This window comes from Pseudoalteromonas sp. SR45-6 (assembly GCF_014163545.1).
GTDB lineage: Bacteria > Pseudomonadota > Gammaproteobacteria > Enterobacterales > Alteromonadaceae > Pseudoalteromonas > Pseudoalteromonas rhizosphaerae.
The window spans coordinates 17,458-37,946 of sequence record NZ_JACJDM010000028.1; the positions used below are offsets into that span (position 1 = coordinate 17,458).

Annotated in this window: 18 protein-coding genes; 13 read left to right on the forward strand and 5 right to left on the reverse strand. The window is 35.6% G+C overall.

Annotated elements, in window-relative coordinates; translation table 11 throughout:
* Positions 1-121 precede the first annotated feature (121 nt).
* Positions 122-802, forward strand: coding sequence for an AraC family transcriptional regulator (locus tag H5158_RS12865; protein ID WP_310736703.1), 681 nt, complete (start codon positions 122-124; stop codon positions 800-802).
* Positions 803-879: 77 nt separating this feature from the next.
* Here H5158_RS12865 and H5158_RS12870 read toward each other — a convergent pair whose 3' ends face one another.
* Positions 880-2,058 carry an alpha/beta hydrolase-fold protein gene (locus tag H5158_RS12870; RefSeq protein ID WP_182740155.1) on the reverse strand — a complete coding sequence of 393 codons (1,179 nt, stop codon included), beginning with the start codon at positions 2,056-2,058 and terminating at the stop codon, positions 880-882.
* A gap of 269 nt (positions 2,059-2,327) precedes the next feature.
* On the opposite strand from H5158_RS12870, the gene H5158_RS12875 reads away from it, so the two are divergent.
* The 6 genes from H5158_RS12875 to H5158_RS12900 all read left to right on the forward strand — a co-directional run bounded on the left by H5158_RS12875 (position 2,328) and on the right by H5158_RS12900 (position 8,850).
* Positions 2,328-2,780, forward strand: coding sequence for an excisionase family DNA-binding protein (locus H5158_RS12875; RefSeq protein WP_182740156.1), 453 nt, complete (start codon positions 2,328-2,330; stop codon positions 2,778-2,780).
* On the forward strand, positions 2,780-3,349 hold the full coding sequence (locus tag H5158_RS12880) for a PIN domain-containing protein (RefSeq protein WP_182740157.1): 570 nt from the start codon (positions 2,780-2,782) through the stop codon (positions 3,347-3,349). Before H5158_RS12875 ends, H5158_RS12880 begins: the two co-directional genes overlap by 1 nt.
* Before the next feature lie 479 nt (positions 3,350-3,828).
* Positions 3,829-4,971 (forward strand): Eco57I restriction-modification methylase domain-containing protein, encoded by a 1,143-nt coding sequence (locus tag H5158_RS12885; protein ID WP_182740158.1) that lies wholly within the window; start codon positions 3,829-3,831, stop codon positions 4,969-4,971.
* Positions 4,968-5,885, forward strand: a complete 918-nt coding sequence (locus tag H5158_RS12890) for a hypothetical protein (protein ID WP_182740159.1) — start codon at positions 4,968-4,970, stop codon at positions 5,883-5,885. The genes H5158_RS12885 and H5158_RS12890 overlap by 4 nt, the downstream gene beginning before the upstream one ends.
* Positions 5,882-7,918, forward strand: a complete 2,037-nt coding sequence (locus tag H5158_RS12895) for a hypothetical protein (protein ID WP_182740160.1) — start codon at positions 5,882-5,884, stop codon at positions 7,916-7,918. The genes H5158_RS12890 and H5158_RS12895 overlap by 4 nt, the downstream gene beginning before the upstream one ends.
* Entirely contained in the window at positions 7,912-8,850 is a 939-nt protein-coding gene (locus H5158_RS12900; protein WP_182740161.1) for a hypothetical protein, read from the forward strand. Before H5158_RS12895 ends, H5158_RS12900 begins: the two co-directional genes overlap by 7 nt.
* Before the next feature lie 97 nt (positions 8,851-8,947).
* Here the strand turns inward: H5158_RS12900 and glmS are convergent, their stop codons facing one another.
* The 4 genes from glmS to H5158_RS12920 all read right to left on the reverse strand — a co-directional run bounded on the left by glmS (position 8,948) and on the right by H5158_RS12920 (position 14,781).
* Positions 8,948-10,768 carry a glutamine--fructose-6-phosphate transaminase (isomerizing) gene (glmS, locus tag H5158_RS12905; protein ID WP_182734993.1) on the reverse strand — a complete coding sequence of 607 codons (1,821 nt, stop codon included), beginning with the start codon at positions 10,766-10,768 and terminating at the stop codon, positions 8,948-8,950.
* A gap of 113 nt (positions 10,769-10,881) precedes the next feature.
* On the reverse strand, positions 10,882-11,640 hold the full coding sequence (locus H5158_RS12910; protein WP_182730667.1) for a DeoR/GlpR family DNA-binding transcription regulator: 759 nt from the start codon (positions 11,638-11,640) through the stop codon (positions 10,882-10,884).
* Between the two features lie 117 nt (positions 11,641-11,757).
* Positions 11,758-12,399, reverse strand: a complete 642-nt coding sequence (locus H5158_RS12915; protein ID WP_259398520.1) for a helix-turn-helix transcriptional regulator — start codon at positions 12,397-12,399, stop codon at positions 11,758-11,760.
* A 312-nt stretch (positions 12,400-12,711) separates the two neighbouring features.
* Positions 12,712-14,781 carry a winged helix-turn-helix domain-containing protein gene (locus H5158_RS12920; RefSeq protein ID WP_182740162.1) on the reverse strand — a complete coding sequence of 690 codons (2,070 nt, stop codon included), beginning with the start codon at positions 14,779-14,781 and terminating at the stop codon, positions 12,712-12,714.
* A gap of 188 nt (positions 14,782-14,969) precedes the next feature.
* Between H5158_RS12920 and H5158_RS12925 the strand changes: the two genes are divergently transcribed.
* From H5158_RS12925 to H5158_RS12950, 6 genes are all read left to right on the forward strand, one after another.
* On the forward strand, positions 14,970-15,164 hold the full coding sequence (locus tag H5158_RS12925; protein ID WP_182718816.1) for a hypothetical protein: 195 nt from the start codon (positions 14,970-14,972) through the stop codon (positions 15,162-15,164).
* Positions 15,164-16,276, forward strand: coding sequence for a hypothetical protein (locus H5158_RS12930; RefSeq protein WP_182718815.1), 1,113 nt, complete (start codon positions 15,164-15,166; stop codon positions 16,274-16,276). Before H5158_RS12925 ends, H5158_RS12930 begins: the two co-directional genes overlap by 1 nt.
* Positions 16,277-16,368: 92 nt before the next feature.
* Positions 16,369-16,557, forward strand: coding sequence for a hypothetical protein (locus H5158_RS12935; protein ID WP_182718814.1), 189 nt, complete (start codon positions 16,369-16,371; stop codon positions 16,555-16,557).
* A 61-nt stretch (positions 16,558-16,618) separates the two neighbouring features.
* Positions 16,619-17,653: a radical SAM protein gene (locus H5158_RS12940; protein ID WP_182718813.1), complete on the forward strand. Its 1,035-nt coding sequence runs from the start codon at positions 16,619-16,621 to the stop codon at positions 17,651-17,653.
* Between the two features lie 4 nt (positions 17,654-17,657).
* Positions 17,658-18,353 carry a hypothetical protein gene (locus tag H5158_RS12945; RefSeq protein WP_182740163.1) on the forward strand — a complete coding sequence of 232 codons (696 nt, stop codon included), beginning with the start codon at positions 17,658-17,660 and terminating at the stop codon, positions 18,351-18,353.
* Positions 18,354-18,363: 10 nt separating this feature from the next.
* Positions 18,364-20,478, forward strand: a complete 2,115-nt coding sequence (locus tag H5158_RS12950; RefSeq protein ID WP_149982300.1) for a peptidase domain-containing ABC transporter — start codon at positions 18,364-18,366, stop codon at positions 20,476-20,478.
* Positions 20,479-20,489: the final 11 nt, after the last annotated feature.

The following is a 20,489-nucleotide window of genomic DNA, read 5'->3' on the forward strand; positions in this document are numbered from 1 at the left end:
CGCCACCATGCAAGCTAACGAGCTAATCCAAAGTTATACTCATAAACAGCTAATAACAAAAACAATTCATATGCCTGCTGGTTACGTTGATGATTTTCACTCACACCCATGGCATCAAATAGTGTTCCCATTTAAAGGTTTACTACAATCAAGCATTGGTGGTAAAAGCATAATCGTGCCTCATAATGCAATGCTATACATACCCGCAAACACGTCTCATAAATCTGTAGCAGTTACAAATACTGAATTTTTAGCCGTTTATCTTAATCCTGATGTATGGGTGGAGTATGCAAGTGAAGCTAAATCTTGCCTTGTAACGCCATTCATTAAACAGCTCATATTGCTCTTGTTTGAAAATGAAATGAGCCAACAATCAGAATCTAATATTACTCATTTATTACTCGTGCTCAGAGATCAAACTGTCATGGCTAATAGTTATGACATCCCCTTATTACTGCCAACCGATAAACGCCTGCTAGCAATTTTCAAACAACTCAAGCAACAACCTGATTTGTCATTCACGCTAAAAGAATGGGCTAAAAAAGTAGGGGCATCAGAACGCACTTTATCGAGAGTTTGCGCAAAAGAATTTAATCAATCTTTCTCATTGTGGCGGCAAAATATAAGACTCGTTTTATCTTTACAACTTTTGGATTCAAAGAGGTCGATTCAAGATATTGCATTAGAGTTAGGCTATACCTCTGATTCAGCTTACATTTACGCATTTAAGAAATTATTTAATCAGACCCCGAGTAAATATCGTCGCGATAGCTTAGCTCATAACTTAACGTTGAAAATTTAAAAAATCATTTAGAACTACTGGATGCATAATAGGACTTTTTATCGATAAAATATCGAAAAATTAAGTACCTGCTTGTATTACAGGTTTTTATTAAGCTGAGCTTCTAGCCGAATGCGTGTATCTTGTAAGTAATCTACATAAGGGTATGAGCCGTCTGCAATCGCTAAAGCAGATTCCACCTTTTCAAGAGCTTGGCGAGTATCACCTTGTATTTCATAGCCATAAGATAAAGCTGAAAGCGCATCGACTGATTTGGGGTGGTTTTTTATATTGTACTTAAACACCTCAATAGCACGGGTAAACTGCTTGCTGCCCGTTAAGTTATAACCGAGTGATCTAACAGCGCGATCTGGGGGCGATATCTGCTCACCCCATTGTTGAGATAAGTTTTGATAATAAGCATCAATAGACGCTACATCGTCAGTTAAAGCACTGATTGGCATTTGTTTAGGTAAAAATAAGTTGTGATAGGCATTAAATGCCCCAGCAACGGAAGTCAGGTTATGCGACACACCATCAAACGCATCACTAAAGAAGCGTAGCCCCTGCACTTTATGCGATTGTATAGCTTGCTGCAATTCATCGTACCTTTCGCGCATGATGCCGGCTTCTTCGCCAATATTGATGTAAACGTAACTGTTAAGCTCTTTCGTTTTAGCTATAAACGACTTTGTGCTTTTTACCGATGCGCCATAGTTCCACCAAACTGCAGGGCTATAAGCAATATGCGCTTGGAATAACTCAGATTTGGCCTGCAACGCATATAACGCAAATACACCACCCGCAGATGCGCCAGAAATCACTTTATAATTATGCGTACGATAATTCTTATTAACTAAAGGAATGAGCTCTTGTTCAAAGAACGCTAAAAACTTTGCAGCACCGCCCCCTTCACCAACTGGGCCCTGTGGCTCCTTGTTCACGGTAGGATACATATCTCTGAGTCGATTGGTGTTTTCAATAGCGACAATAATAACCTCAGGCGCACGATTATCATTTTGTAAACGCTCAATAACAGCACTAGCAAGCGGTATATTACCCGCTCCATCTAAGCGATAAATAACTGGATATACCTTATTTGGCTCAGATTGATAGCTTTTAGGCAACTGAACTACAACTGTGCGCTGTTCGTTTAAAACAGCCGACTTAAAGGTATGTGTATGCACAGAGTAATCAGCACGTTGCTGTTTCGTATCCGATTGTGCAAAAGCACTCAGTGAACTAAAAATAAAACAAATGGCAGCAAATAAACGCATGACTAATCCCTTAGAGAATAATGAGTTATTTAAGCTAACAGAGTTTTAAGCATAAAAAAAGCGCATTAATTGCCTTTTATTAATTGTGAAATGAGAACTAGGTATTTTAAGTAATGGCTAGAAGTTTCGAGCTACAAGTTGCAAGCAGGTTGGTACTGTTTATCGTCTTTAGTTTTGTTTTCGAATATTTCGAATGTTGACTTTATTGCGAATATTTCGGATACTTACTGCATTGTACAATTTGTACTCGTCAATGTAAGAGAGAAAAAATGAACACAGCTACTAAATTACCCAGCGCTGAAGAAATAGCACTCGCTAAGCTTGGTAGCCAAGAGCTATCAGCTGTTATACAAGCCAATGGCGAGGCGCAAAGAATTAATGTGGTTGATCAACTAGGTAAATCTCATGAAGTAACGATTCCTGCAAGCGCATTAAATATGATGATCGAAGTGCTTACTCAATTAGGGCAAGGTAACTCCGTTAGCATCACCCCTATTCATGCTGAGCTAACAACGCAAGAAGGTGCTGATATGCTGAATATGTCACGCCCAACATTTATAAAACTCCTTGATTCACAAGAAATCCCATTTACTCGCACGGGGAATCGAAGGAAAGTCGCTTTTGCCGATCTTATGCAATATAAACAGTGCTTAGAAGAGCAACGTTTAGCATCACTTGCTGAATTATCAGCTTTAGATCAAGAAATGGATATGGGCTATTAATGTCATCATATACGGTAATCTTAGATGCATGTGTTATGTACCCTGCACCACTTCGTAGCTATTTGATGTATTTAGCCAATACAGGTTTATTCCGAGCTCGATGGACAGAGCAAATACATGATGAATGGACTCGTAACCTACTTAAGAACAACCCAAGTATTGAGCATAAAGCACTTGAAAGAATCAAAACGCTCATGAATGCTAACGTTCCTGATTGTTTAGTTGAAGGCTATGAGCCTTTAATTAACGGACTATGCTTACCCGACCAAGATGATAGACATGTAGTTGCAGCAGCCATTAAAGGCCAAGCAGAATCGATTATTACTTTTAATTTAAAAGATTTCCCAACACAAGAACTTGAGCAGCTCGGTTTAACAGCGATCCACCCCGATGAATTTTTATGTGATATGTTCGAACTAGACAGTAGCGCATGCGTAAAAGCCGCCCAACAACAGCGAAGTTCATTGAAAAAGCCACCCATGACGCAAGAAGAGTTTTTAGCCTGTTTACAAAGACAAAAACTACCAAGCTTTGTATCAAAACTAAAACGCTTTAGTTTGATGCTTTAGTTATGGCTTTCATTAAAATAAGCAAAATTGCAGTGATTGAAATCCTATTCGATTAAAGGCAAAAAAGACACGACTCCATACTACATGTCTTAAACTTATATATTTCAATGATAGATCAGTTCTAACTTTAACAAATCCTGAGCGAATGAGTTGTAGCCCAAGCATGATAGTTATCAACAGCCCTCTACTGTTGATTATTTAATCAATACATTAAGATGGATGTCTAATTAATACTTTACCTAGTTAACACTTTGTGATGAAAAAACAACATTTATGTTGTTGCGAGTGCTGTTTGATAGACTTTTTTACCTCCAATAGTTATGAAATTATGTGTATAGTTTACTTTCGATGTGAGATGTGGAATAAGTAATAGCCCTGAGAGTGCTAGTCTATTTTTCAAATTCGTGTGATATCATCACTCTCGCCTCTATCAAAAGTGTTTAAAAGAGATGACAAGTAACCAAATTGAGCAGCCACATATGAACAAAAAAAAGCTTTTGGCTCAATATTATACCTGTGAAAATATTGGAGACTTTTTAATCAAAAACCTGCCTCCTATGTCGCCTAACACTATTATCGATTTGTGTATGGGAGAAGGCTCATTGTTGCATTCCGCTAGTAAAATATATGAAGGTGCTAAATTGGTCGGGTGTGATATAGATGAAAGTAATATTACAAATCAGCACTCAAACACTACTATACATTGCCATCATCTAGACTCATCCACCTCTCAATTAGGGAAGATTCTTAGCACAAGTAGATTTGACTTAGTACTTGGAAATCCTCCATTTAATAATATTGAGCAGACTAATTATATTAAAAATATTTTTAGTAAATTTGGTTTAGATCTGAATTACCAAAAGATTCCTTCGGCATTATTATTTTTAATAATAGGGATCCAGTTAGTTAAAGTGGGTGGGGTTATCAGTTATATAATTCCTGACAGCCTGTTGACTAATAATAGATTTAGAAAATTCAGAGAAATTTTAATTAGTCAGTACAATATAATCAGCATTGTACAATTGGGAAATAAGAAGTTTGAGGGCACAGAGGCCCACACTCACATCCTTACTGTAAAAAACAAAGTATTAAAAAATAACTATAAAGTAAAACTTAAACATTACGAAAACCAATCTCAGCAAATATATATAAGTAAAGAGCAGTTCATTAATCGAGCGGATTATTCTTATTGGAATAAGGCAGCTAGCATTAAAAGTTGTAGTTTAGAAGATTTAGGCGCTCAATTGCTTCGGGGGAGGTGGACTCATAAGCAGTTAAGAAGTCAAAACAAACCATATATTCACACAACACATCTTAATAACAACTATACAGAGTTTCGTAATAAGAACATTTCTAGTTTGTGCAATGACGCAAAAACTGGAGATATTGTAGTGTCTAGAGTTGGTACAAGGGCGCTAGGAAAAATTGGCTTTGTAAAAACTGGGGCTTTTCTTATTTCAGATTGCACAATACTAATACGAATCGAAAAGCAGCATCAACACTCTGTTTTAAATACGTTAAATTCAAACTTTGGTCGAAGTTGGCTGCAATCAATCTCTAAGGGAGTTGGTGCAAGACATATAACATTAGCCGATTTAAAGGGACTCCCGATTATATTATGACTGTTAAACTTCCCGATGATTGTGGCATTATCTCTGAGCGTATCTTTGAAGCTTCGAAAAAGCTCATTGAATATAATTATTGGGATAATATAGAGGAACATGAACTATCAGCATGGATAAATAATTTCTTAAGTGAAGAAGAAAAGTACTTTGCCGCTGTATTATTAAATTCACTTATCTACAGAAATTCTTCAGCAATTAAAACATTTGGAGCACAGCTTTTTCATATCATCATCCCAAATTATTTGGAAGAAAAAGGTATTTATGAAATTGAGTCTATCGACTCATGGTTAAGATTATTAAATCAATCAGGTTCAAGAGGTGTATTACCATTTAGGTTTACAACTGTTGAGGCTATTGATAACAAACCAGCTAAAAGTGGAGCTACAATTTTTAGGGAGCTGAAAAGGCATTTCTTTGATAGTGATTTGGGGGTTGGTTGTCAAAGTCTTAGCCAGATGGTGAAAAACCCAAAGATAAATACGTTAATCATTTTTGATGACGTTATTGGCACTGGAGAACAATTCGAGACATTTGTAAAGAAATACAATGTTAATCAATTGGGCTACAACATCCTCTACTGCCCCCTAGCTGCCCATAAGAGTGGAATCGAACGAATTCAAAAATCATATCCAAATATTGATATAAAACCCATTGAGATTTTAACTGAGCTACATAGCTTATTTTCAGCTAAAAACAAATTGCTTGAAATTGGCAATGCCACTCAGCATATAGAATTCCTGTCTTTCTTCAAAACGCTGTGTGATAACCGTCAGTTCAAAATAGACTCTGATAATTACTTAGGTAAAGGAGAATTGGCTTTGACATATTTATTCAAAGACTCAACACCAAATAATAATATTTCAGCTATTTGGTATGGAGACGAAAATTGGACAAGGTTGGCTAAAAGATGAGTAATCAAGATCAATCTATATTAGAAGTTTTTGCTAAAAATAGAGCTGAAGAATTGCCTGAAGATTTATGGGGGCAATTCGTCTTACCACTTGATTTTAGGAAAATATCGCTAAGAGAAAAGAAGAAAGCAGCGGTAATTGTTGGTGGCAGAGGCACAGGAAAGACAATGTTTTTAAAATATCATTGTCATGCCACTGCATTCAGCCCTAGAAGAGATATTATTGATAGTGATGCTCTTGATTTCATTGGAATTCATTGGAGACCTGATACAACTTTCACTCAAAATATAAAGGCAGAATGGCTGGGTAAGTACTGGGAAGGTGGTTTTAATAGTTTTATTTCAGCGACCGTATTGATTGAATTTTCGAAACTTTTTCAGAACATATGTAATAGCAATATCAAAAATGTACCTCTCAAGGACGCTCTTAGCAGCTTTCTTTTACCTAGCTCCATACAAAAAGCCTTAAGTATTGAAGAAAAGCCACTAATAGAATGTGAAGACGACTTTCAAGAAGTACTTTTCGAACTAAGCAATTGGATTAGGCTTCCATCTACTGAAATTCCACCATTTAATTTAGATTTAAAGCAAACAGTATTGTTACTAGTCTCCAAGTTGCAGCAAAATATAAGTGACTTCGGAAACTCTATATTTCACATATTTATCGACGAATTTGAAAATTTAACAGAGCCTCAACAAAGAATTATTAACACTTGGTTAAAGCATGGCGAAAAGCCTTTGCTTTTTAGTATCGCATATAAAAAATTTGCAGATGTTTCATACTCTACAGTAAGCCAAGAGAAGCTAGAAGAAAGAGACGACTACAGGTTGATCGATGTAGAGCAGCTGTATTTCGATCCTGACAACCCAAAGAATTTCGAGGTACTTGCTTCTGAACTACTATTACTGAAATTATTCGAAAGTTTGAATATTTCAGAATTTGAAGATTTGATTCAGGCTTATTCAGATTTATCTTCTTTAGAGATAAGAAAAGATGCTAAATATCAAAAACAAATAAAAGAAGCTGTTGGAAAGTTATTTCCTAGTGACTCTCATTCTAATATTTCTATAGAAGTATTGAATGATAGAGCACTCAAAAACAAGTTGGTTTCTTCGTTAATAAAAGAAGGATTAGTAAGTAAACAAGAAGAAAGTCTTCAAGCAGATGATTTCATTAACCATAAATTCCCTGAAGCATCATTAGTAAATGGCGCTTTGTTACACAGAACCAGGATAAATCCAAAAGACCTCAAGAAAGAATTCGATTTACTTATAAGCAAAGGTCAAAATGCCAAATATCAGAATTGGATACAAAACAATCTAGTTGGAGTATTAATATACCTATACAACGCAGTCCCTCAAAAAATTTGTCCTGTTTACGCTGGTTTTTCCTCTTTTATATTGATGTCGAAGGGAAACTTAAGACACTTTCTAGAGTTATGTTTCCAATCACTTATTAAAGTTGAATCCATTCAAGGACGTGGAAATATTGATTTTGAGCCGGTACCTGTTCAAATTCAATCAAAAGCTACCTTAGTCACTAGTACAAATCAATTAGGCAAAATTGTAAATTCAGGCTCATACGGTAAACACCTTCAGAAAATTGCTCATAGATTAGGGATTATTTTTTCTTTGCATCAAAAAAGAAAATCTCAAAGTGAGCCTGAGGTAAACCACTTTTCCATTGAAACTACCGATGTTTCATTACTAGATGGAGAAGTCCAAAAACTTCTTAATGAAGCACTTGTTTGGTCAGTATTGATAGCCAATAAGAGTACAAAAAATAAAACTGATACAGATATTGAACATATAGATTATCTTTTACACCCAGTTTTATCTTGTCACTTTGGTATTAGCTACAGGAAGAAACGAAAAATTAAATTATCCCCTTATCAACTAAAAACCATATTTCTAGAAAGTGATGAGAAGTTTAATGACTTATACGAATTATATAGAAAGAAGTTGAATGTTAATGAATCCGAAGTCGATGAATCGGCAATTGAAATTAATTCTCAGTATAACTTGTCATGGTAACTATAAAAAAAATAAAACAACTCAATTCTATTGCTGATTACTTTCAACAAGATAAAGTCTACAACTTAATTTTTAAGGGTAGTCCAATAGATGACAGAACAACTCAAATAGCCGATGAGATCGAAAAGCATTCAAATAAAAGCAAGGTGTTAGAAGTAAGTATTGCTATCGATAAATACAGCTTATCTATTGGAAATAAAGATATACGACTACTTGAGCTTGGAACATTTTTAAATAGTTTAATAAGTAATTGTGAATCACCAGCGATCTTAATAGAAGCTACGTCATTAGATTTTAGTGAAATACTTTATTTAATTGATGCTTTAAGTAAACAGCAAAACGTTACTGAAATAGCAATTTCATATATAGAGCCAGACGAATATTCGGATTCTCCTTCTCATATCAAAGAAACTTCGGAGTTTTTACTCAGTGAGTCGAATCAAAAATTTGTTGGATTGCCTTTATTCGCATTAAATAGCCAAGAGCAAATGAAATCCCATTTAGTAGCCATATTAGGATTTGAAAATCACCGCTTAGGGCAGGCACTGGAAGAGGATGATGGCGCCTCGTTTAGCAATATGCATGCAATGATAGGAATTCCAGCATTTAATCCCGGCTGGGAAAATCGTTCAATATTACGTCATCTAGACCATTTTGAATCAATTAAAACTAGACTACATTCCTATCCCGCTACAAATCCATATGAGTTAAACAAAGTTCTAGAAGCTCTCCACAAGGGGTATGATAGGATGGTAATTGCTTCGATGGGAACTAAACCAGCAGCTTTAGCTGCTGCTATCTTTTTGATAAATAATGTTCCAAAAAACACCAGACAAAAGCAAGTTGGTGCTATTTATGACTTTCCTAAAAAGAAACAAGGTAGGTCTGTAGGTATAGGAGAAATATACGAATATCAAATATCAATAAAGTAGTGAAACGGCCAGTTTCATGGCCGTTTTAAGAAAGTGTTAATTTAGTATATTTCTAACTTTATTCAGAATCTACACAATAACGACCAACCCATTGATTTTACTCAACCGTAACCGATTTTGCTAGATTACGAGGTTGGTCAACGTCGGTGCCTTTAATGACCGCTACGTAGTACGAAAGTAACTGTAGTGGGATTGTATATACAACTGGCGCTATCACGTCATCAACATGATTTACGTTGATCACACGCATGGTTTCGTCTGACTCAAAGTGTGAGTCTTTATCAGCGAATACATAGATGATGCCGCCGCGAGCACGGACTTCTTCTACGTTTGATTTAAGCTTTTCAAGCAATTCGTTGTTTGGTGCTACAACAATAATTGGCATGTCTGCGTCAATCAATGCTAATGGACCATGTTTAAGCTCACCTGCTGCATAGGCTTCTGCGTGAATGTATGAAATCTCTTTAAGCTTAAGTGCGCCTTCCATTGCGATTGGGTATTGCGACCCGCGACCTAAAAACAGTGAGTGGTGTTTATCAGCAAACTCTTCTGCAAGGTCTGCAATGCCATCAGCCAATAGTAGCGTTTCTTCTAATTTAGCTGGAAGCAATTTAATAGCGTTAACAATCGTACTTTGATCTAAGCCTTTCTCTTGCGCAATAGACGCAGTAAGCATTAACAAACCAACAAGCTGTGTAGTAAATGCTTTAGTAGAGGCTACACCAATTTCAGCACCGGCTTTGGTCATAAAGGCAAGGTCTGATTCGCGTACTAGCGATGAGCCTGGTACGTTACAAATAGTCATTGACCCCATATAGCCTTGCTCTTTAGCTAAACGAAGCGCAGCTAAAGTATCAGCCGTTTCACCCGATTGAGAAATAGTTACTAGCAGGCTATTTTCGTGTACAAACGACTGACGGTAACGGAACTCAGAGGCAATTTCTACGTTACAGCTAACACCTGCAAATTGCTCAAGCCAGTAGCGGGCAACCATACCTGAGTGGTAAGACGTACCACAGGCAATAATTTGTACGTGTTTTACGTCTTTAAATATTTGCTGAGCGCTTTCACCAAAGGCATCAATCGCTACGCGGTCGTCGTTTAAACGTCCTTCAAGGGTGTTACGTACAGCAAGTGGCTGTTCGTAAATCTCTTTAAGCATGTAGTGACGGTATTCACCTTTACCTGATGCATCTTGTGTGATGTTTGATTCAATGACTTCACGTTCAACGGCATTGCCGTCTACATCAAAAATTTCCACACTGTTACGGGTGATACGCGCTACATCACCTTCTTCAAGGTAGATAAAGGTACGAGTTACTGGTAATAATGCAAGTTGATCAGAAGCAATAAAGTTTTCACCAAGGCCTAAACCAATAACTAACGGGCTGCCTGAGCGCGCTACAATAATTTCGTTATCATTCGCTTTATCAAATACAACTGTTCCAAATGCACCTTCAAACTGTTTAACAGCTGCTTGAACTGAGGCTAATAAAGTGGTGTGCTGCTGGCGAAGTTGATGAATTAAATGCACCATTACTTCGGTGTCGGTATCTGATAAAAACTCGTAACCATCGCCTTTCAGCGCTTCACGTAAGCTGGCGTGGTTTTCAATAATACCATTGTGCACTAAGGCAATTTCGCTGTTTGAAATATGCGGGTGCGCGTTTGCTTTCGTCACGCCGCCGTGAGTTGCCCAGCGAGTGTGTGCAATACCGGTAGTCCCTTTTACGCCAGCTTCATCAAGCGCGTTTTCAAGGTTTACTACTTTACCCACTGCTTTTACAGTATTAAGTGTATTACCATCTAAAAGTGCCACACCAGCTGAGTCGTAACCACGGTATTCAAGACGCTTAAGGCCTTCAACTAAAATTTTATTTACTGGGCGTTCTGCAACTGCCCCAACTATTCCACACATAATTTCTCCTTTTGCACATGCCAAAGCGTCAACTTTGGGTTTGTATGTGTTGTTTAATATTTAAATGAACATCACAGGTGTTGTCGGCCTGTAATAAACACGAATTTGTAAATTTATAGCTCAGCGCAGATCAACTGCACACCACACGCTTGTATTGCTTGGCGAGTATCGAGTGCTAAGTTGCTGTCGGTGATAAGCGTAGTCACTTGCTGCCAAGGTAATTCTAAATTAGGGATTTTTCGGCCGATTTTTTCTGACTCCACCAGCACTATAACTTCACGAGCAGCGCCCGCCATAACTTGGCTTAGGCCTACAAGTTCATTAAAGGTAGTGGTACCGCGCTCAACATCAATGCCATCAGCACCAATAAATAGCTGATCAAAATCATAAGAACGTAAAACCCCCTCAGCAACTTGCCCCTGAAACGACTCAGAATGCGGGTCCCACGTACCACCGGTCATCAAAAGTGTTGGCTCGTTTTCCAGCGCTAATAAGCGATTAGCCACTTTAATTGCATTAGTCATCACCACTAAACCGCGCTTATTACCCAGTTCAGGGATCATTGCTGCTGTAGTACGACCACTGTCGATAATAATGCGGTTATGATCTTTGATTAGTGCTGCTGCGGCTTTTGCAATCGCCACTTTACGTTTTGAATCAATATCATCGCTTACAATTTCTTGCGGCAATGCTATCGCGCCACCATAGCGGCGCAGTAATAGTCCGCTTTTTTCAAGCGCTGTTAAGTCTTTACGAATGGTTACTTCAGAGGTTTGAAACTGCTCAGCTAAAATATCTACGGCTACTTCACCTAACTCATTAACTTGAGTAAGAATAAGGTGACGACGTTGCTGGGTGTTTCGTTTAGTCATTAAGCAAACCATTTAAGTTTCGTTTCGAAAGTTATGGGATTTTAAACGAAACTATAAAAATGGCAAGGTGTAGATCAAAAAAAGCGCAATATGCGCTTTTAATTGGTCAGGGAAATTTTATTGAGGATTTAGCAATTCTCCACTCAAAATACATTTAACAATGGCATGCTGTCGGTTTGTACTGTTTGTCTTTCTAATACAATTTGTTAAATGGAAATCAACGGTTCTTTGGCTAATGCTGAGTATTTGGCTGATCTCCCAAGAGGTCTTTCCAATAGAAGCCCAACGAATACATTCTTTTTCACGTCGCGTAATTTTTACAGCCTCAAGATTTGTTGAGCGTCGATAAGCTTCAAATATTTCAACTAAAAAAATTCGCCAATAATCCCCTAGCATTTTCACTTTACGAGGTTCAGCGCCTAAATTTGACAATTCCAACACTAGACAAGCAAATTTATTTTTATGTAAACCCGTAGGAATTATTAATACCGACTCAAAGCTGCCAATTAACTCACTAAGCTGAATTGCTCTTGTTTCATTTAAGCAATAATGAAGCAACCCCTTACGGGAATGAACATCATTCAAAAAAGAGTCATCAAGTTCACCGAAATAATGAGTATTAAACTTAAATAAATCAGAGAAATCAAAAATAATAAACCCTGCTTGAACATAGCTATAACAATTTTTTATATCTTCAAAAAAACCATTAAAGCTATGTATTGAGTTTATAAGCTCAATTCTAGAATGTAGTTCATTCATATTTATCATATGCAAAACTCGATTTAGACTCATCTTTACAGAGTATAGGAAATACGACACAAGAAGAACTTGGCGAGTCATTACCAATAATTTGAGTGTTAATACCTATGTACGAGTCAGCGGAATATATTACTGTTAAGAAAGTAAAAATAGCTGTATAGATAAATGATGCCTTATATATATTATTCATCGTGGTGTAGCCCCTAATTCATGTTGTAGTTATATTGTTCACATTAAATTTGAGCTACACGATAGATTTTATCAATAATAATGAGATAACTTTTCTATAACTTTACAAAAACAAAATATAACCTATTGAATGTTAATGGAAATAATTTCACTAGTTCTACCACCTAAACTTTCAACGATAATTAAACCATTCACCTTGTCCACATAAAACCTTGGTCTAATCACACTAAAGTCAAACGTTTTTGACTTTAGGCTAGAAGTATCCACATCATTTAAGTCTATTTCATAGAAGGTTGTATTTATCAAATTATGATTACTCCATAATACTTTACCGTTTATTACAGCCCAATTCGTGTTTGTCTCAGTGGACATGCTTACCGGCATTGGAGTCATCGTTTCTTCATTCGCATCAAACCGTGATAACCTCCCCGTATTATCACCTAATACATATCCCCCTTCAAATTGTCGAATAAAGCGGTAACCTTTAAAGATAAGGTTTTTAGTTTTTTCTTCAATAACATACTCAAATACTTGCCATTCACCATTACTTTTTCGCGTATATAGAATGGATTTTTCATTTAATGAAAGAGTAACATCGCCAATCAACTCATCAGCCTTAGAGAGGTATGTCAGGCTATTATCAAACGTATTAAGAATTGTTATGCGGTCTTGAAGCTTTAATAATACATATTGTCCAGACAGAGAGGCGCCGAGCAACTCTAGTGGGTTTTCAGTGCTCATTAGTGTTGCTTTTTTCGTAACCTTACTTTTTTCATAAAAAATTAAGGAGCTAACACCTCCCTCATTTATTACCGTCCAGATTTTGTTACCTAAAGGTTGATACGCAATAATGCTACTATCTTGCTCAGGTTGTTTTTTTTGAATCATTTCAACATTTTTAAAATCACTTAATGGCAGCTTTTTCTCTATCAGAGTATTGATAATATCATTATCTCTGATAGCTAATAGTGTATTTGGGGTTACTCGTTCTAATGCGATAAGGCCTTTGTTTTTATCGATAATAATATTTGAATCACCTGTTTTAACATTTATTTTAGCTAGCTTTTTATCATCTAATAAAATGATATGCTCATCATCAAGCCAATGAACATCATAGATAGTTGCATTTTGATCATGGTGAAAAAGAGTTCTGCCAGTCTTTAAATCGTGTACTCGAATAGAATTACGCTTACTACCCAAATAAATTCGCAGTACAACCAACTTACCAGAGTCTGGAGAAATATCCGCACGACTATCATGAAATCCTTTTTGAGGAACAGAAGTAATCTCTTCAAGCAAGCCTTTTTCAGAGTTGAATTTATAGATAAGTAATGCACTTTGCTGATCTTTTTGCCCAGAAAAATAAATTACGTCATTTTCATTTTTGTCGATAAACACATCTGTGATGAAATAAAAATCAGCTACTAACGTACCTACTCCATGCGCTTTATTTGTTAGATCTATCTGCTTTAATAAAGCAATATCACCTAAATTATCGGAAAAGTACAAGCGCTCCCCATCATTAGAGAAAACCAAACCTGTAGGCAGGGTTGTATTATCTACAAGCACCTCTATAGTCTCTGTTTTCTGGTCTTTTAAATAAATATGATAATTCTTTTCATGACTTAATTTACTAGTGAATGCAATGTATCGACCTTCACTGGAGGCTGCAAAGGCTTTTTTGTCTGAGACGACAGTATTTACCACCCTAGCAGTAACTGAAACTTCATCGACATTGTATTTAAATAAAAGATAAGCTAACGAAAGAAAAAGAATCGCTATTGCAATAAGGTAAAAATAGACCTTAGCTTTTTTAACATTCTTGTGCTCTGTTTTTTCTATACTTGTTTGTTTTTCTTCTATAGGGGAAGGAATTGTTGATACAGGACAAATTAATTTATATCCACGTTTAGAGAGCGATTGAAGATACTTAGGATCTTTATAATCATCATTCAAAATTATGCGAAGTTTACTTATAATTCGCCTTACTGCGGCATCAGAAACACAGCGGTCTTTCCATAAGTTATCATGCAATTCATCCATTGAAATATAACGCTCATGATGCTCAATAAAATACATCAATACGGCAAATACTTTTGGTTCAAGTACAACTAACTGCTCATTAATTTGAATAGACATCTCTTCAGTGTCCAAACAGTACTCACCAAATTTAATCAACATAGCATTTGCCACTTACAAACCTTAACAGTCCCTTAACGTTCATTATAATAACGTACTGCAATAGTAATTACCATAAAGTTTAATGCATTGATTTAAATGAAAGTTACATTTTGGTTACGTAGATATCATCGCTTAATTATTGCAAAAAAAAAACGACCTTATACGCTCAATTTTAACCCCAACATTATAAGGTACAAGCAATGCAGAACAGCATAAAAAATGAAGAACATGCCATAGCAGCCCACAGAACAAATGATGGATTAATAGAAATCACCAATCTTGAGTTACTTGATGCGTTTGTTGGAGGATTTATAAGCCCTGAAGAAGTTTATTGTCACGTGAGTGATAATGATGAGAAATCTACAACCACGACAAGCCAAGAAGGCATCAGTTAATGAATACTGAAACTTGCAAGCCGTATAAACCAAAACTGAAGCGTTTGGGTGAAAAAAGAGCTCTAATCTCTTTATCGAACCTCGAAGACTGGTGTGAAGAAATGTGCCTTGCGTTTGATAGGGATGTTCTTAATCAAAACTCAAGCTCCAACAAAACCCTACATTGGTTGTTTAATGCCTATCCTCTTATTTTAGCCTACCAAGGAAAAACACAAGAAAGTGAATTGTTTTTACACAGAGTAATAACTTATTGGTCAGATAAATTTTTACAGGATAAAAACAATCAAAATCTTATCAACTTAATAGATCCCACAATCAACTTATTACGTCTTTATAAACTGACAAATAAACACTCAGCATTCCTAAAGCTGATGGGTGAAGCCGCTATTCTAGATAATACAGGCAAAGCAAAACTAGGGCCTATAAGTGTAAACAAAGAAATACTAGGTGAGCAATGGAATACATTGTATGTAGCTACACTCGATGAAACTTTAAAACATTACCTCTTAAAATCAAAATATAATGAAGTTCTTAAACTTAAAGAAACGATACCGCAATATTACAGGGAAAAAAATTTATATATAGAAGCTGAAATTGTAGCCCTAATCAGCTTAGAAAGATTTGAAAACGCAATGCAACTTTGCTGGCGTCAAATAAATAAAAGTACGTGTATAAAAAGTGGCGTATATAGCTATCGTTTATATGAAGCTTTCAAATCTATGGGGCTAGCAGTTAAAGCTGAAACAGTAATGAAACACTTAATTTCAAATATGGAAAAGACCCCCTTAGATTCTTTATCTAAACTAAATTTCTCTTCATGTATTATCGAGGAAAAAAAGCTATCTATTGAATCTCTATTAGTAAAAAAAACACTGAATCAATATGAAAATATAAAAGATGAATTTAATTACGGGATGACTCTTTGTAATTTGCAATCTAATCACCCAACTAATAAAAATAAAGAAAAAATACTTAAACTATATGAGAAAACGGATTATAAAATATTAAAAAATAGAATTGAAATTTTATTTAACATCAAAAACAAAAAAAAACCGACTTCGAACGTTTGGCTACCTAAAATATCAAACCATTTAAATGAGATTATTGTATAAACCTCGTAGTTATTACAGTTATCTATTTCTTTTTTTAAGCTCATACTAACTTCACCCCATTAAGGGGAAACAACAATTTAAAGGAGCATAAAATGAGCAATAAATTTGAAAATATAGAAAGTGAAGAAATCAAGCTAAATGAGTTAGGTGAAGTAGAGCTAAGTGAAGAACTTACAGATGCTGTTGCAGGCGGTTTCTCTCCAGAAGAAGAAGACGAAGAAGGTGATACAGGCTGTGGTAACACTATAAATGGCAGCTGTGCTGCTCAAAAAGAGCTGTAACTATCACGCAGACTACTTCTTCATAAAGGTAGTCTGCGCAAGCAAAACAATAGGGGGAAAAATGACAACTTCAATAGATCAGATTAAAGGTTTTTCTAAACAACAATTAGTAAACAGCCTCAGTAATGAAAAGTTTCAACTCATTATTTTTCCAACAGAGCAATGCAACTTTCGCTGTGTATATTGTTATGAGGATTTTAAAATAGGAAAAATGCCTCGTTGGTTAGTTGATGCAACTAAAGTTTTAATCAAAAACAAAATGCCTAAGTTAGAGTTTTTATCTTTAAGTTGGTTCGGCGGTGAGCCTTTATTAGCAAAAGAGATACTTTTTGAAATTGCTGAATATAGTCAGTCATTAGCTAAGGAAAACGGCTGTAAAGTCTATGGTGATTTAACAACTAACGGCTTTCTCCTTGATATAAAAACATTAACAAGACTTGTTGAGCTAAAGCAAAATAGCTTTCAAATATCCATAGACGGTGACAAGGAATCACACGACACAACTCGCTTAACTCGTAACGGGAAAGGTAGCTTTGACAAAATATGGGGACGCTTATTAGCTGCATCTGCAACAGATCTTGATTTTCATATAACCCTAAGGATTCATATTACCGACTTAAACCATGAAAGTGTTTTAAGCTTTTGTGAGCGTTATGATAAAGAACTTAAGGAAGATAGTCGATTCAGATTATTTTTTAAAGAAATTTCTAACTTAGGTGGTGACAATCAAGAAAAAATAAATGGCCTAATATCAAGAAAATCTGCAAAAGTATTAGCAAAAGAGCTCACAGAACGTTATTCAGGTAATAGCAAAAAAATAAATGAACTAGGTCATTACATCTGCTACGCAGGAAAGCCTAATTCATTAGGAATTAGAGCCAATGGTAATATCAATAAGTGTACCGTTGCTTTAGATGATGACAGAAACAATATTGGTAAAATTAATCCTGATGGCACACTAACATTGAACAATGAAAAATTTAGTACCTGGATAAAAGGCTTTACGACTCTTGATAGCTGGCAAATGGGTTGCCCGCTAAGCTATATGAATAACAATAGTGTTGTTGGTGATATTCCCATCAAGAAAGTAAGTTAATAATATGTCTATTGTTAATATGTTCCGCAAAGAAGCGCTTAGAAATCAATATAAATCGAGTGATATTGGCAAATCACTCATAAAGCAGCCTAAAATTATAAATAATTCTATTGCAGCTTTAATAGCAATTTTCGTATTTAGCTTTTTAGTTATTAATGTTCTAACTTTATCAACAAAAAGAAGTCTTGACGCCAAGGTCTCATCTGAACACTATACCCCGCTTATTTATAATGAAGTAGTGGTTATAAATAAGCACTTTGCGATAGATGGTGAGAGCGTTAAAAAAAATCAACAGCTACTTACTATCTCTAAGTTTGATAGTAATAGTAAGTTAGAAAAAGAGGTTATTCGCTCTCCTTCCGATGGTTTGTTTTTTCATTCTTTAATCGAAAAAAATATAATACAACCATTTGAACCTCTTGGTTACGTTTTAAGTACCACTTCAGAAAATGAGTTATCTTTTTGGATTTCTAGCAATAAAAATATGAGTATTAATGTAAAGGATAAAATTACCTTAATCGTCAATAATGATGAATTAAAAGGTATAGTCACTATGGTTATTGGTAGTAATAAAAATAATAAAGAACAAAAAATACATTTAAAATTAGAAACTAACAATTATTCAAAACTGTCACCTAACGCAGATATAAAAATACTACTCACTCAGCAATCAGAAAAAGCCCTTAACTTAATTAAATAGTGAAATTTAAATGCGTCTCACAGACTACATTGACTTTAAACCATCAAAACTACCTCTTTTCTTACAAAGTGAAGTAGCTGAATGTGGTATCACATGTATAGCTATGATTGCTTTTTATCATGGTTATAAAGTAAACATGCTTGCTATGCGACAACGTTACCCCGTTGGTACTCAAGGAATAACAGTTAAGCACATTTTAAAAATTGCAGATGATATTGGCCTATCTGGGCGAGTATTAAAATTAGAGCTTGGACAGCTATCTAAGCTAAGGGGACCTGCAATATTGCATTGGAACTTTAATCACTTTGTTACGCTTGCTTCAGTAAATAGAACTGGCATTGTTATCCATGATCCCGCAAAAGGAAAAGTTAAACTAGATTGGCAACAAGTCTCTGAAGCATTTACCGGTATTGCAATCGAGTTAACTCCAACACCTGCATTTACTGTAGCCGATGAACGAGTGAAGATGCCGCTCAGAGCATTCATTGGCAATATTGAAGGACTCGCATCCTCATTATTTAAGATATTCGTTGTCGCCTTGATTCTGCAATGCTTCCTCTTAATATCCCCCTACTATATTAGAATTGTGATAGATCATGGAATTCCACTCTCCGATAGTGGAATGTTAATATGGTTGCTAATCGCATTTATTGCCGTCACCTTACTAACAACTTTTAGCAATATTATTCGCTCTGCTGCAATTTTATACTTAGACAAAAATTTGGGCTTTCAAGTAAAAGCGAACATCCAGCGACACCTATTACATTTACCCCTTTCGTTTTTTGAATCTCGCCATGTTGGCGATATTAAATCTAGGTTTGAAGCATTTAATGAAGTCCAAAGAATGATAAGTCGTGGTTTTATTTCTGCCATTGTCGAAGGCTTGCTAGGCATAACAACTTTAATCATTATGTATACTTACTCACCAGCTCTTGCTTTAGTATCTTTATCATTCCTCTTATTCACATTATTGCTTAGGTTATATTTAACCAACAAAGAAAATAAGCATTTAGAGCAAGTTTTATCTAAACAAGCAAAAGAAAACAGTCATTTTTTAGAAACTATCAGAGCAATTATGCCCATAAAATGCTATGTAAAAGAAAGTACCCGACTTTCTTCATGGCTCAATTTATTTGCAGATACTACAAATGAAAATATTAAACGTGAAAAGGTCACGATTACTGCAGAAATTAGCCAAGATTTAGTAAGTAAAATAGAGTATCTAATTGTTATATTTATTGGCGCGACATTAATAATCAATAAAGAATTTACTATAGGGATGTTTATTGCTTTCCTAGCTTATAGACAACAATTTTCGAGCAGCACACAAACTCTGGTAGATCATATATTTAAGTTCAAGTTAGCCTCAACTTATTTACGGAGAATGTCTGATATAGTGATGCAAAACCAAGAGCAAGAAAATACCTCACTGACAATAACCAAAGAACAAGCAAAAGGCCACATTGAAGTACGCGACCTGCATTTTCGATATTCAACATCCTCTCCTTGGTTATTTAAAGGAATAAACTTTAAAATTGATGCCGGAGAATCGGTGGCTATCATAGGTCGCTCTGGGTTGGGTAAATCATCGCTCCTAAAATTAATGACTGGATTAATCAAAGCAGAGCGAGGTGATTACTTGTTAGATGGACACTCGATAAAAATGCTTGGCATGAGAAACTTTCGCTCAATGTGTGCAACGGTAATGCAGAATGATCAATTACTAAATGGTTCCTTAATTGAAAATATCTGCTTCTTTGAGCCAAAACCTGATCTAGATAAAATCACAGAAGCCATTAAAGGTGCTGCTATATGGCATGAGATTCAAAGCATGCCTATGGGTTTACACACTCAAGTTGGTGATTTAGGTAGCTCATTGTCAGGTGGTCAAAAACAAAGATTGCTTTTGGCAAGAGCGCTTTACAGTCAACCAATCATTTTATTTTTAGACGAAGCAACAAGCCACCTTGATGCTGCTACTGAATTGCAAGTAAATAAATATTTAAAATCAAAAAAAATAACTAGGGTCAGTGTTGCTCATAGGCAAGAGACAATACAAGCAGCAGATAGAATAATTGATCTCGAAGAATTAATTAAGAACCAAACGTTAGCCCAAGCTGTGTGATTAAATACCAT